This window comes from Streptomyces ambofaciens ATCC 23877 (assembly GCF_001267885.1).
Taxonomy (GTDB): domain Bacteria; phylum Actinomycetota; class Actinomycetes; order Streptomycetales; family Streptomycetaceae; genus Streptomyces; species Streptomyces ambofaciens.
The window spans coordinates 5067000-5079974 of the sequence record NZ_CP012382.1 but is presented as its reverse complement, the minus strand read 5'-3'; the positions used below and the strand labels follow the sequence as shown (position 1 = coordinate 5079974).

At 71.6% G+C, this 12975-nt stretch carries 9 protein-coding genes; 3 read left to right on the top strand and 6 right to left on the bottom strand.

Annotated elements, in window-relative coordinates; translation table 11 throughout:
- Positions 1-62 precede the first annotated feature (62 nt).
- Positions 63-1805, bottom strand: a complete 1743-nt coding sequence (locus SAM23877_RS22750) for an Ig-like domain repeat protein (RefSeq protein ID WP_174532244.1) — start codon at positions 1803-1805, stop codon at positions 63-65.
- 362 nt (positions 1806-2167) lie between these two features.
- A complete protein-coding gene (locus SAM23877_RS22745; protein WP_053136330.1) occupies positions 2168-3997 on the bottom strand; it encodes a phosphoenolpyruvate carboxykinase (GTP) in 1830 nt (609 codons plus the stop codon).
- Positions 3998-4283: 286 nt separating this feature from the next.
- On the opposite strand from SAM23877_RS22745, the gene trhA reads away from it, so the two are divergent.
- Genes trhA through SAM23877_RS22730 form a run of 3 tightly spaced genes read left to right on the top strand, consistent with a single transcriptional unit; the run spans position 4284 to position 6428 of the window.
- Positions 4284-4988, top strand: a complete 705-nt coding sequence (gene trhA / locus SAM23877_RS22740; protein ID WP_053136327.1) for a PAQR family membrane homeostasis protein TrhA — start codon at positions 4284-4286, stop codon at positions 4986-4988.
- Positions 4989-5027: 39 nt separating this feature from the next.
- Positions 5028-5663, top strand: a complete 636-nt coding sequence (locus tag SAM23877_RS22735) for a TetR/AcrR family transcriptional regulator (RefSeq protein WP_053136323.1) — start codon at positions 5028-5030, stop codon at positions 5661-5663.
- Positions 5664-5696: 33 nt separating this feature from the next.
- On the top strand, positions 5697-6428 hold the full coding sequence (locus SAM23877_RS22730; RefSeq protein WP_053136320.1) for a Mut7-C RNAse domain-containing protein: 732 nt from the start codon (positions 5697-5699) through the stop codon (positions 6426-6428).
- 12 nt (positions 6429-6440) lie between these two features.
- On the opposite strand, the gene SAM23877_RS22725 is transcribed toward SAM23877_RS22730, so the two are convergent.
- From SAM23877_RS22725 to SAM23877_RS22710, 4 genes are read right to left on the bottom strand one after another with little or no spacing between them, the layout of a single operon-like run.
- A complete protein-coding gene (locus tag SAM23877_RS22725; protein WP_053136317.1) occupies positions 6441-8852 on the bottom strand; it encodes a galactose oxidase family protein in 2412 nt (803 codons plus the stop codon).
- Positions 8849-10030: a glycosyltransferase gene (locus SAM23877_RS22720; protein WP_053136314.1), complete on the bottom strand. Its 1182-nt coding sequence runs from the start codon at positions 10028-10030 to the stop codon at positions 8849-8851. Before SAM23877_RS22720 ends, SAM23877_RS22725 begins: the two co-directional genes overlap by 4 nt.
- A complete protein-coding gene (locus SAM23877_RS22715) occupies positions 10027-11676 on the bottom strand; it encodes an ArnT family glycosyltransferase (RefSeq protein ID WP_053136311.1) in 1650 nt (549 codons plus the stop codon). The genes SAM23877_RS22720 and SAM23877_RS22715 overlap by 4 nt, the downstream gene beginning before the upstream one ends.
- A complete protein-coding gene (locus tag SAM23877_RS22710; protein ID WP_053136307.1) occupies positions 11673-12935 on the bottom strand; it encodes a glycosyltransferase in 1263 nt (420 codons plus the stop codon). Before SAM23877_RS22710 ends, SAM23877_RS22715 begins: the two co-directional genes overlap by 4 nt.
- Positions 12936-12975 lie beyond the last annotated feature (40 nt).

Here is a 12975-nt window from a genome sequence, read left to right as displayed (position 1 = left end):
TACCGCGGGCGGGGCACCGCGGGCAGCCTGCCCGCGGTGCCCCGCCCGTGTGTTTCGCGTGATCAGCGGGTGACGCGGACCGTCGCCGACGCGGTGGACCCCTCGTGCAGGTCGTCGCCGGGCCAGCTGACCGTGTAGGTCGTGTTCCGGCGGGCGCGCGGCAGGTCGTCGACGGTGAAGGTGCCGTCGGCGGCGACCGTCACCGACGAGAGGGTGCCCGTGCCGAGCCGGTCGGTGCGCTCCACCTTGAGCACCGCCCGCTCGGGCAGCGCCTTCCCCTGTGCGGCGAAGGTGCCGGTGAGGTGGACGCCGGTGTCCATCGGCACCTCGGCCGGGGCGCTGAGCGCGATCGAACTGGCCGCCCTGCCGACGGACACCGTGTGGGTGAGGTCGGTGGCCGGGCGGTGGGTGAGGTCGCCGAGGAACGACACGGTGTACGTGGCGTCGCCGATCAGCTCCGGCTCGTCGAGCACGGTGAAGGTGCCGTCCGCCTTGACGGTCGCCGTGCCGAGCTCGTGCGTGCCGCCCGCGTCGGTGCGGGTCGCCGTGACCTTCAGCGGCTCGGCCGGGGCCGGCCCGTCCAGTTCCAGTCGGCCGCGCACGGCCAGCGCCTCGCCCGCGACCGCCCGGGCGGGGCTGTGGGTCGGCCCCTGGGCGAAGCGGGTGTCGTACTGCACGGCCGGCGGCTGGACGACGTGCAGCCAGTACTGGCTGCCGGCGGTGTTGGTGGTGACCGCGAACAGCCGGGAGCCGTCGGCGGACCACTCCAGTCCGCGCGGTGCCACCCGGTCGCCGTCGAGGCTGCCCTCGAAGGCGAACTCCAGCGCGGGGGTCGCGTCGGACGGGTCGGCCGGCGAGAGCAGCAGGTCGGGCGTCGCACCGGTGGCCGAGGCGCCGCGCGCGAGGTACTTGCCGTCACCGCTGAAGGCGACGGCGGAGGCCGAGGCCCCGGACGGCAGCGCCGGGTAGCCGGTCGCGGCGTCGGACAGGTCGCCGCTGTCGAGCAGCCGGGTGCCGGCGGCCGCGTCGGCGACGGCGACCTTGGTGCCGTCCGCGGAGAAGGCCATGTCCTTGAGGTTCGCGGCGCCCTTGCCCTCGGCGTCGGCGAAGCGGCGGTCGGCCGTACGCACCAGGGTCGTCCCGCCGGCGTCGAACACCGCGAGGAACGGGTCGGCGGCCTTGGCGTTCGCCGGCTGGCCCATCATCAGCCGGTCGCCGGGGCCCGCCTCCAGCTGGAGCCTGCCGTGGTCCTGCCAGCCGCTGCGCTGCCACGTGTTGTCGGTCTGGCTGTAGTCCAGGTACGTGAGCGTCGTGTCGCAGTCCGACATGCTGTTGGCGTACGGCGCGGTGTGGTACGCCCTGCCGCCCGCGAAGGCCATGCTGCGGCCGCAGGTGTCGGTGCCCGCCACCGCGGCACTGAGCGGCAGGTACGTGGTGGTGTCGTACCGCAGGATTCCGTCCCGGCCGCCGACGTGCAGCACGCTGCCGTCGGAGTTCAGCGCGAGGCCGGAGACGTGGCGCGTGGTGGTGATGGTGGTGACGCGCTCGCCGGAGAAGTCGTAGACGGCGACGAGACCCTTGTTGTCGTAGTGGCCCAGGTTGCTGTCGGCGACGTACACGCGCTGGTGCGCGGAGTCGACCGTCAGCGCCGAGAACGAGGAGATCGGCAGCTTGGCCACGAGGTCGGAGGCCGCCGCGTGCGCGGCGGGCGCGGCGACGACGGTCAGGCCGCCGGCGGCGAGCACGGCGGCGAGCAGCGTGGCCGCGAGACGTGCGGTGTGTCTGGTACCTCGGACGGTGTTCAACTGTGCCCCCCACAGGCTGTGTCGGCGACCCCTCCGGTCACGGCACCCCCTCCCCGCGGGGCGGGGAACAGCCGTTCGGGTCGCGCAAGATCGGGAGCGTACACCGCGTCACACCTCGTCACCGCGGAGTTCCGACGGCGTGGCGAAGGGGAACGGCGCGTTCTGGTCAGGGGGCGGACATGCCGAAGGGCCGGGTCCTCCGCACGCCGTTGTGCGGTGACCCGGCCCGACCGGGAACTCCCCGTGCTCCGGGGTACTGCGAGCTACTGGAGCGCGGGGAGCCCCCCTCGCGACCGGCCTTCGTGACGACTTCGCGGGTCAGGGCTAGTCGGACCGGCCGCGGAGCTTCGCGGCGACGCTGCTCAGCCCAGGCGCTGCACCAGCGCCCGGTACTGGTCCCACAGCTCGGTGGGCGTGTGGTCGCCGAAGGTGTTGAGGTGCTCGGGGACGAGTGCCGCCTCCTCGCGCCACACCTCCTTGTCGACGCTGAGCAGGAAGTCCAGGTCGGCGTCGGCCAGGTCGAGGCCGTCGGTGTCGAGGGACTCCTTGGTCGGCAGCACGCCGATCGGGGTCTCGACGCCGTCCGCCCTGCCCTCCAGGCGCTCCACGATCCACTTCAGGACGCGGCCGTTCTCACCGAAGCCCGGCCAGACGAACCTGCCCTCGTCGTCCTTGCGGAACCAGTTGACGTAGTAGATCTTGGGCAGCTTGGACTGGTCCTTGTCCTTGGCCACGTCGACCCAGTGGCCCATGTAGTCGCCCATGTTGTAGCCGCAGAACGGCAGCATGGCGAAGGGGTCGCGGCGCAGCTCGCCGACCTTGCCCTCGGCGGCGGCGGTCTTCTCGGAGGCCACGTTGGCGCCGAGGAAGACGCCGTGGTTCCAGTCGAAGGACTCGGTGACCAGCGGTACGGCGGTGGCGCGGCGCCCGCCGAAGAGGATCGCGGAGATCGGCACGCCCTTGGGGTCCTCCCACTCCGGCGCGATGATCGGGCACTGCGCGGCGGGGGTGGTGAAGCGGGCGTTGGGGTGCGCGGCGGGCGTCTGGGACTCGGGCGTCCAGTCGTTGCCCTTCCAGTCGGTGAGGTGGGCGGGCGTCTCCTCGGTCATGCCCTCCCACCACACGTCGCCGTCGTCGGTGAGGGCGACGTTGGTGAAGACCGAGTTGCCCCACAGGGTCTTCATGGCGTTGGCGTTGGTGTGCTCGCCGGTGCCGGGCGCGACGCCGAAGAAGCCGGCCTCGGGGTTGATGGCGTACAGGCGGCCGTCCTCACCGAAGCGCATCCAGGCGATGTCGTCGCCGATGGTCTCCACGGTCCAGCCGGAGATCGTGGGCTCCAGCATGGCGAGGTTGGTCTTGCCGCAGGCCGACGGGAAGGCGGCGGCCACGTACTTGGGCTCCCCGGTGGGCGGGGTCAGTTTCAGCACGAGCATGTGCTCGGCGAGCCAGCCCTCGTCGCGGGCCATGACGGAGGCGATGCGCAGGGCGTAGCACTTCTTGCCGAGCAGGGCGTTGCCGCCGTAGCCGGAGCCGTAGGACCAGATCTCGCGGTCCTCGGGGAAGTGCGAGATGTACTTGGTGCTGTTGCACGGCCACGGCACGTCCGCCTCACCCTCCGCGAGAGGGGCGCCGAGGGTGTGCACGGCCTTGACGAAGAAGCCCTCGTCGCCGAGCTCGTCCAGGACCGGCTGTCCCATGCGGGTCATCGTGCGCATGGAGACGGCGACGTACGCGGAGTCGGTGATCTCGACACCGAGCGCGGCGAGCGGGGAGCCTAGCGGGCCCATGCAGAAGGGCACGACGTACATGGTCCGGCCGCGCATCGAGCCGCGGAACAGACCGCCCTCGCCGCCCGTGCCGCGGAAGATCTCCCGCATCTCGGCGGGGTCCTTCCAGTGGTTGGTCGGGCCGGCGTCCTCCTCCTTGGCGGAGCAGATGAAGGTCCGGTCCTCGACGCGCGCGACGTCGGAGGGGTCGGAGGCCGCGTAGTAGGAGTTGGGGCGCTTGATGGGGTCGAGCTTGCGGAAGGTGCCCTTCGCCACGAGCTCCTCGCACAGGCGCTCGTACTCGGCCTCGGATCCGTCACACCAGACCACTTCGTCCGGCTGGGTCAGTTCGGCGATCTCGTTCACCCACGAGATCAGCTCCTGGTGGTTGGTGGGGACGGGGGGAGCAGCGATGTCGCGCGCCACGATTGCTCCTAAATGAGGGGTTTTTTGTTGGGAGGCCCCGTGGGGGCTGCGACCCGGATGCGTGACGTCGTCCTCGTGGGCGCTCATCCGGTGTCGACCGCACTCATTTGATCATCCGACGTGAGTGCCCATCTGTCCAGAGGGCGTCACACCTGAGCGGCGTGAGGATCGCCACGTATCGGAGGCCGGGATGCGAGGTACGGCACCCCGTGAGATGCTGGCCACTCCCCTGCGGCAAGCCCCCGTACTGATGCGTAACTTACGGTCCCGTAGGTACGATGGCCCCATGACTGCGTCCGCCTCCGACGCGCCCAGGGACACGCAGGCCGCTGGCCACGGCCCGGTGGCGCTCTCATTGCCGCACCCCGTCAAGCCGAAGCTGCGCGGCTGGCTGCATCTCGGCATGTTTCCGGCCGTTCTCGTCGCCGGCCTGGTCCTCACCGCCCTCGCCGAGTCGTCCGAAGCACGCGTCGCCTGCGGGATCTACGTCCTGACGGCCTGTCTGCTGTTCGGTGTCAGCGCGCTCTACCACCGGGGCAACTGGAGCCCGCGCATGGACGGCGTGCTGCGCCGCCTCGACCACGCCAACATCTTCCTGATCATCGCGGGCACCTACACCCCGCTCACGATGCTGCTGCTGCCGGAGGCCAAGGGCCAGTGGCTGCTGTGGGGCATCTGGGCCGCCGCGGCGGCGGGCATCCTCTTCCGCGTCTTCTGGGTCGGCGCCCCGCGCTGGCTCTACACGCCCTGCTACCTCGCGATGGGCTGGGCCGCCGTCTTCTACCTCCCCGAGTTCATGCGGGCCGGCGGCGTCGCCGTGCTGGTCCTCGTGGTCGTGGGCGGCCTCCTCTACAGCGCGGGCGGCGTGATCTACGGGCTCCAGCGGCCCAACCCCTCACCGCGCTGGTTCGGCTTCCACGAGGTCTTCCACTCCTTCACCCTGGCCGCCTTCATCGCGCACTACGTGGGGATCTCGCTCATCGCCTACTAGGCGGGGCGCACCACGGCGGGCGTGGCCGACAATGGCCCCATGACGGCCGCACCATCCCCCCGCTCCCGCGCCGACGGCCCGCGGCCGGGTCTGCGGGAGCGCAAGAAGACCCGGACCCGCCAGGCGATCCGCGCCGCGGCCTACGGGCTGATCCGGGAGCGGGGCTACGAGGCGACGACGATCGAGCAGATCGCCGACCGGGCCGAGGTGTCTCCGTCGACCGTCTTCCGCTACTTCCCGGTCAAGGAGGACATCGTCCTCACGGACGCGTACGACCCGGTGATGGCGGCGGAGCTCGCCGCCCGGCCCGGCGACGAGCCGTGGCCGGCCGCCCTGCGGCACGCCCTGCGCAAGGCGATGGAACTCGGCGTCGGCGAGGAGGCCGAGCTGACCCGGCTGCGGACCCGGCTGCTGGCCGAAGTCCCCGCGGTGCGCTCGCGGATGCTGGAGCGCATGTCGGTCACGGGTCGGCTGCTCGGCCGCGCCCTCGCCGACCGCACCGGTCTCGACCCTCAGGGGCTGGAGGTGCGGGTCCTGTCGATGTCCCTGGCCGGCGGTCTCATGGAGGTCACGCGGTACTGGGCCGAGCACGGCCACGAGGAGGACCTGGCCGTCCTGGTGGAGCGCGCCCTGGACGTCCTGGAGCACGGCCTGCCGGCGCCCGGAAAAGGCTGAGGCCACGGCCTCGCGCCGTGGCATCCTGGCTGGGTGAACGGACCCGAGATCGACGTCGAAATCGCCCCCGAGCTGCGCCTGTTCGTCCCGCGGGCCCGGCCCACCGGCACCGCCCGCGCCGCCACCGACGGCGTCTCCACGCTCGGCCACCTCGTCGAGTCCCTCGGCGTCCCGCTGACCGAGGTCGGCGACCTCCTGGTGGACGGCCGCCGAGTGCCGCCAGGACACGTCCCGGCGGGCGGCGAGTCGGTGCGCGTACGGGCCGTCGAGCGCCCCCAGCAGGTGCCGGGCGCCCCGCTGCGCTTCCTGCTCGACGTGCACCTCGGGACCCTGGCCCGCCGGCTGCGCCTGCTCGGCGTGGACACGGCGTACGAGTCGGCCGACCTCGGCGACCCGGCGCTCGCCGCGCTGTCGGCGGCCGAGAAGCGGGTCATGCTCAGCCGCGACCGCGGCCTGCTGCGCCGCCGCGAGCTGTGGGCCGGCGGCTACGTCTACGACACCCGCCCGGAGGAACAGCTCCGCGAGGTCCTGGACCGGTTCCGGCCGCGGCTGCGCCCCTGGACGCGGTGCACCGCCTGCAACGGACTGCTGGAGGAAGCCTCCAAGGAGGACGTGGCGGACCAGCTCAAGGGCGGTACCCAGCGGTCGTACGACGTGTTCGCGCGGTGCCGGGCGTGCGGGCGGGCGTACTGGAAGGGCGCGCACCACGAGCAGCTGGAGGCCATCGTGGAGCGCGCCCTCACGGAGTTCGCGCCGGAGCGCTAGCGCGTCGGCGCCTCAGCGCTTCTTCCGCACGTCCCCCTTGCCGCAGGCGACGCCGTCCCCGTCCGGGTCCAGGCGCAGCGGGTCGTCCTTGCCGTTGACCTCGAGGCGGCCGTACTCGTTGCGCGCCAGCCAGTCGCAGCGGGCGGCGGTCGTCCGCTTCACCTCGGCCGGGAAGGCGGTCGGCACGCAGACGTTGGCGGAGCCGTAGTGCCGGTCGCAGCCGGAGACGGTGGGGGCGACCGGCTGCGAGGTGCGCTTCTTGCCGGGCTTGGACACCTTGCCCCGCGGGGCGTCCGCGAAGGAGTGGACGTGCGCGGAGGCGTCCTTGGTGCTGAGCGCCCGCGGACCGTCGAGGTGCACCCACTTCGCCACGGACGGGACGCCGCCCGCGTCGACCGCGAAGAGCATGTACCAGCCGGGCGGCGCGAGGTCGGGGTTGCTGGTGACGTTGAGGTCGACGTTGTCGCCGTCCACCGACAGCGGCAGGTCCACGAACCGCTGGTTCGGGTCCGAGGAGTGGGTGACGGCGGCCGGGCGGATCAGCTCGGCCTTGGCGATCGGCCGGTCGACGGTGATCCGCTGGGTGTCGCCGTAGGTCCACTCGGTGTCGATGACCGAGGTGATCGCCGGACGCTCGCCCTTCAGCAGGTAGGGCGGGGTGTAGATCGAGACGTCGTGGTTCCACGAGCCGTTGCCCGGGTTGTCGCCGGTGGTCATGACCCGCCCGTCGGGCAGCAGGAACGCCGAGGAGTGGTAGCCGCGGGCCTCCGGGTCGGGGGCGACCGGGTCGAAGGTCTCCGTCCGCGGGTCGAAGATCGACGTCTCGTAGACGGGGTCCGCCCGGTTGTGCAGGGCGCCGCCGGTCTCCAGGACCTTGCCGTCGGGGAGCAGGACGGTGGAGGGGTACATCTTGCCCTGGCCGCCGGTCTGCGGGACCGGGCCGTTGCCGAGATCGACGGTGCCCTGCGGGAGCGGCGGCCCGGCGACGTACGTCGGGTTGGGCTGCTTGAGGTCGATGATGTCGGTGAGGCGGTTGGCGTCCGGGTTGGAGTCGATGTTGCCGCCGCCGATCGTCAGCACCTTCTGGTCCTGCGCCGGGGGCAGCAGCACGCTGGCGGACTGGTCCCGCACGTCCTTGTCCTGGAGCCCGGGGACCTGCGTGATGGTGTTGCCCTCGTAGTCGTAGATCGCCGAGCCGGTGCCCGGGATGTTGTTGCCGAAGACGTGGCTGCCCGAGTAGAAGAGCCGGCCGTCCTGCATCAGGATCATCGACGGGTACAGACCCCAGTACGACCAGGTCTGGTTGACCTGCCAGGTCGGCAGCCACTTCTGCTGCTCGTCCGACCACCGTTCGGCCGTCACCGAGCCGGTGGAGTCCTCACGCAGGCCGCCGAAGGAGATGACGTCGCCGTTGCCGAGGATCGTCGCCGACGGGTACCAGTGGCCGTCGTTCATGTCGCCGGTCTTCGTGTAGGTCTCGGTCTCCGGGTCGAAGACGTACGAGTCCTTGTAGCCCTGGTAGCCGACCGTGCCGTCCGCCGACGGGTAGCCCTTGTTGCCGCTCATGACGAGGACCCGGCCGTCCTTGAGCTGCACGTGCCCGGCGCAGAACATGTCCTTGGGCGTCGGGATCGTCTCGTACGTGCCGGTCTGCGGGTCGTAGACGGCCGAGGTGAAGGTCCCCGCCTCGAACATCTCCGGGTCGTTGCCGGAGCCCGCGATCAGCAGGACCTTGCCGTTGTGCAGGACGACGGAGTGCATGGAACGCACCGGGTTGCGCGTGGGCAGCACGTCCCAGCGGCCGTTCGCGCACTCCTCGGCGGTCCCCGTGCACTCCGGGTCCGGGACGGGGTCGGCGACCTGCTCCATCGTGTAGTCGTCGGTGGTCGCCGAGCCGGTGCCGTAGACCGAGACGCCCCAGCTGATGCGGTCGGTGCCGGCCGGGACCTCGGGGGTGCGGACGCTCGCCTCGGTCCAGCCGGCCGCCAGGTCCAGGGTCTTCAGGTCGGTCCAGTACTGCCAGCCGGCGGTGGCGTCGTGCCGGAAGAGGGTGAGGGAGGCGTCCGGGGTCGTCGTCTTGTACCAGAGCGACAGGTCGTACTGCTTGCCCACCGTCACCACCGGGGCGCACGCGTTGGACTCGGTGATCAGGGCCTTGCGGTCGCCGTCGGTCCGGCGGGTCAGCTCGACCTTCATGGCCTTCGTACCGGTGTGGGCGTCGCCGACGGTCTCGAAGGTGAAGTCGTTGTCGCCCCAGCCGGACTTCGACCAGCAGTACGGCATGCCGCCGGTGCCCGCGGTCTCGAACCCCGGATTCGTGATCAGGTTGGCGGCGGAGGCGGGCTGCGGGGCGGTGAGCAGGAGGCCGCCGGTGAGGGCGGACACCGCCAGGAGGGCGGAGGTTCTCCGTCGGGGTCTTCTCATGCGTCACTCCTTGACGTACGACGCCTGCGCGGGAGGTACACGAGCGCCTCCGTCCCGGCGAAGCGCAGGACGAAGGTGATGACGAGGGCGAGGGCGGTGGCCGGCAGCACGGTCAGCCCGAACTGCCCGACGAGCAGGGCGATCAGCGGTATGCGCAGCACCAGGTCGGCGTTGGCGATCAGCGTGAACCGCAGGGTGCGGTCGGCCCAGTGCCGGTGCCGGCGCCGGTCGCGGAAGAGCAGCCGCTCCAGGAGCAGGAAGTTCCAGGCCACGCCGAACTGGTTGGCGAGGATCTCCGCGGGCAGGTAGTGCAGCCCGGCCTCGGTCAGCGCCCACAGAGCCGCGAGGTTGGGCACGAAACCGCTCAGGCCGATCAGCCCGAAGACGACCATGCGGGCCAGGGGCGAGGTGGTGCGCAGCCCGGCCAGGTGGCGCAGGAAGCGCAGGCCTTCCTGCGCCGTGGACTTGGACTCGCCGGCGAACCGCTCCTCGAAGACGAACGGCACCTCGGTGACCGTCTGGGGGCGGCTGCGGACCGCCAGTTCGAGCAGGATCTTGTACCCGAGGGGCTTGAGCACCTCGGCGGTGACCGCGCTGCGGCGGATGGCGAAGAAGCCGCTCATCGGGTCGCTGACGCCGTGCAGCCGGCGCGGGAAGAGCGCCTTGGTCAGCCAGGTCGCCGCGCGGGACACGGCGATCCGGTAGCTGCCCGCCAGCCCGGCGCGGCTGCCGCCCTTGATGTAGCGGGAGGCGACGACGAGTCCGGCGTTCGCCCGCTCGCCGGTGGCGACCAGCTCCGGCACCAGGGAGGGCGGGTGCTGGCAGTCGCCGTCCATGACGACGATCCAGTCCGACCCGGCCGCCTTCATGCCCTCGACGACCGCGCCGCCGAGCCCGCCGGACGGCTCCTCGCGGTGCAGGACGGTGACCGGGAAGGGGCAGTCGAGCGCCGCCGCGCGGATCACGTCCGGGGTGTCGTCGGTGGAGTCGTCCACGAAGACGACCTCGCAGGGCAGCCGGGCGGGCACGGACTCGGTGATCAGGTGCAGCAACCGCCGCACGTTCCCGGACTCGTTGAAGGTCGGCACGACGATGGTGACGGCGCCCGGCTCGGGCACCTCCGAGGCGCCGACGGCCGGATGGCCCAGCTCGCCGGGGACGGTGGACTCGTGGCTCATCGGGCGGCTCCGGAGGACTGGACGCGGCGGATCTCGATGCGGTCCGCGCCGGTGCCGAAGACGGCGACCGGCCTCGAATGGTTCATGGCGGCCCGGACATTGGGCAGGTCGACCGCGTCGCGCCGCACCGTCGGGGAGGCGACCACGTAGTCGATGTCGCGCCAGCCGCCCGGCATCGTCTTCGTCACGGCCGGGTCGAGGTCGGCCTTGTAGAACCAGATGACCCCGAGCCCCGGCTCGTACCCGGCGTGCACGAGGTCCAGCCAGAGGGCGTCGTCGACGAGGACGCGGGTGCGGGCGGGGTCCTCCACCTCACTGGCCATCCAGTCCGCGGCGGCCTCGTAGGGGGCGTTGGCGTCGGCGGTGACGGCGGTGCGGTCCCCGTCGTACCAGCGGGGGACGACGTAGGCGCAGGCGGCCAGCGCCAGGGCGCCGGCGACGGCGTACCGGCCGTACGTCAGGCCCCGTTTCTCGGCCTCCGTACGTCGTCTGCGCAGCACGGCGTGGGCGATGCTCGCCGTGCCGCCGGCCAGCACCAGGGCGAGGAAGGGCAGCGCCTGGATGACGTACATCGCGGGCAGGTAGCCGCTCGGGCGCAGGGCCAGGGCGGCGAGGATGCCCACCGTCAGGGCGGGTCCGGCCAGGGCCCGTGCGGTGACCGACCAGCGCCAGGTCGCCAGCAGGAGCAGCGCTCCGGCGAGGCCGCCGAGCGGCAGGACGCGGTCGTAGTACAGCCAGGACTGGAGGACGCCCCACGAGCCGGAGCCCTCGTCGAGGATGAATCCGGAGCCGGGGCGGGTGAGCTGGTACTCGACACCCTCCCACAGCGAGACGTGCCCGCTGCCCGGCAGCAGCTCGCCCTTGAGCAGGGCGAACAGCGGGTACGCGAACCCGATGAGCGTGCAGGCCGTGACGGCGCCGGTCAGCGCGAACTTGCGGGTGTCCCGGTGGCTGTGCCGCCAGGCGGTGACGAACAGGGCGGGCAGGACGACGAGCATCGTCTCCTTGGTGAGCACGGCCGTCGCGGCGGCGATGCCCGCGCCGAAGTGGTGCCACAGGTGGCGGCTCGGGGAGGCGGCGAGCGCGAAGGCCAGCAGCGTCCACATCACCGCGAGGTTGTCGAGGAAGATCTCCCGCTGGAGGACCACCGAGAGCGGGGAGAGGCCGAAGAGGGCCATGGCGAGCCCGGCCGCCCAGCGGGGCAGGGAGAGGCGGCGGGCGATCACGTAGACGAGGGCGGCGGAGACGGCGCCGATCAGCAGCATCACGCCGCGCATGGCGCCGACGGTCATCGACTCGGGACTGATCAGCGCGGGGATCCAGGTCAGCACGGCTATCTGGATCCAGCCGAGCGGCGGGTGGTCGTACCAGTAGGTGTAGTGGGCCAGGCCCTCGCCCTGCTGGACCGCCCAGGCCTGGGCGAGGTAGGTGCCCTCGTCGTCACTGAGGGTCGGGTAGTCGGAGATGTTCCAGCCCTGCACGAGCATGATCGCCACGAGGAGCGTGCCGCACAGCAGCAGGTCCGGGCGGGCCGGCCGCAGACGGCCCGGTGGCGTCCCCGGTGTGGTGGCCGGAACGGTGTCGTGGGCAGGCCTGCGCTGCGCGGGGACCTTGGTACCGGTCGCCGCGGGGAGGGTGGAGGTCACGCGAGAACGTCCTCTCGGTCCACGGGCGCGAGGTGTGCGCCGACATGGCTGGTCAGCTCCCAGTCGTTGCGGCCGCGCTGCTCACGCCAGACGGCGCGGACGGCGGCCCCGGCCAGCAGGACCTGGTAGAAGGGGCCGCCGACGATCAGCTTGAGGTAGTGCGTGAAGCGGATCCGCAGGCCGTACTGCTTGCCGAAGTCGTGCAGGCCGACGACCTCGAAGACGAAGGTGACCAGGGCGGTGACGGCCGGCAGGAAGGTGACGAAGGCGATGCCGACGGGCACGTCCAGGAAGAGCGCGACGGCCGCGTTGAGCGGGATGATCACGCCGGTGAAGGCCTGCAGGAACGGCGTCATCAGGGTGTAGCGGGCCAGCAACCGCTGGGTGAAGGTCGGCAGTTGCCGCCAGTCCTTCTTCCGGTACACCTGGAGGAAGCCCTGGTTCCAGCGGGTGCGCTGTTTCAGCAGGGAGACCAGCGTGCCCGGGGTCTCCTCGCGGGTGACCATGTCGGAGTCGTAGGCGACGACGACCTTCTTGCCGGTGCTGGAGAGCCGGACCCCGAGGTCGCAGTCCTCGGCCAGGCAGTCCGGGTCCCAGCCGTCGGCCGCCCGGAGCACGTCCGTGCGCACGAAGACGGTGTTGCCGCCGAGCGGGATGAACCCCTTCTGCGCGTGCAGGTGCAGCCGGGAGCGGAACCAGAAGAAGTACTCCAGGCAGTTGCGCAGGCTGTACCAGCTGGAATGGAAGTTGATCAGCTGGACCCCGCCCTGCACCACGTCGGCGCCCGTGGTGCGGAAGGCGTGGTCGACGTGGGCGAGCAGCTCGGGATGGACCTGGTCCTCGGCGTCGAAGACTCCGACGACGTCACCGCGGCAGTGCGGCAGCGCCGTGTTCATGGCCTTCGGCTTGTTCTTCTTCTCGTGGGTGTCGACGACGACCCGCACCCGCGGATCACGAGCCGCGGCCCGTTCGGCGACGGCGGTGGTCTCCGGATCGTCGTGCCCGACGATCACGATGATCTCGAAGTCGGTGTGGGACGAGGTCAGCAGCCGCTGGATGGTGTGGTCGAGCACGGCCTGTTCGTGCCGCGCGGGCAGCAGCAGCGAGAACGACACGTGCTCGTCCCCGTCCGGGCTGCTGAAGCGGGTGGAGGCGAGAACCTCCGGCGTACGCCAGGCGTGCATCTGCCACCACAGCGTGAACGCCGCCATCCAGAAGAGCGCCAGGGAAACGGCAGCGATGAAGACGGACGTCAGCAAAAAGATCCCCCCAGATCTTGAACTCCCCCTGCCGCGGGGG

Coding starts and splice junctions, on each gene's coding strand:
- SAM23877_RS22720 (WP_053136314.1), bottom strand. CDS start 10,030: ATGAGCCACGAGTCCACCGTCCCCGGCGAGCTGGGCCATCCGGCCGTC.
- SAM23877_RS22725 (WP_053136317.1), bottom strand. CDS start 8,852: ATGAGAAGACCCCGACGGAGAACCTCCGCCCTCCTGGCGGTGTCCGCC.
- SAM23877_RS22735 (WP_053136323.1), top strand. CDS start 5,028: ATGACGGCCGCACCATCCCCCCGCTCCCGCGCCGACGGCCCGCGGCCG.
- trhA (WP_053136327.1), top strand. CDS start 4,284: ATGACTGCGTCCGCCTCCGACGCGCCCAGGGACACGCAGGCCGCTGGC.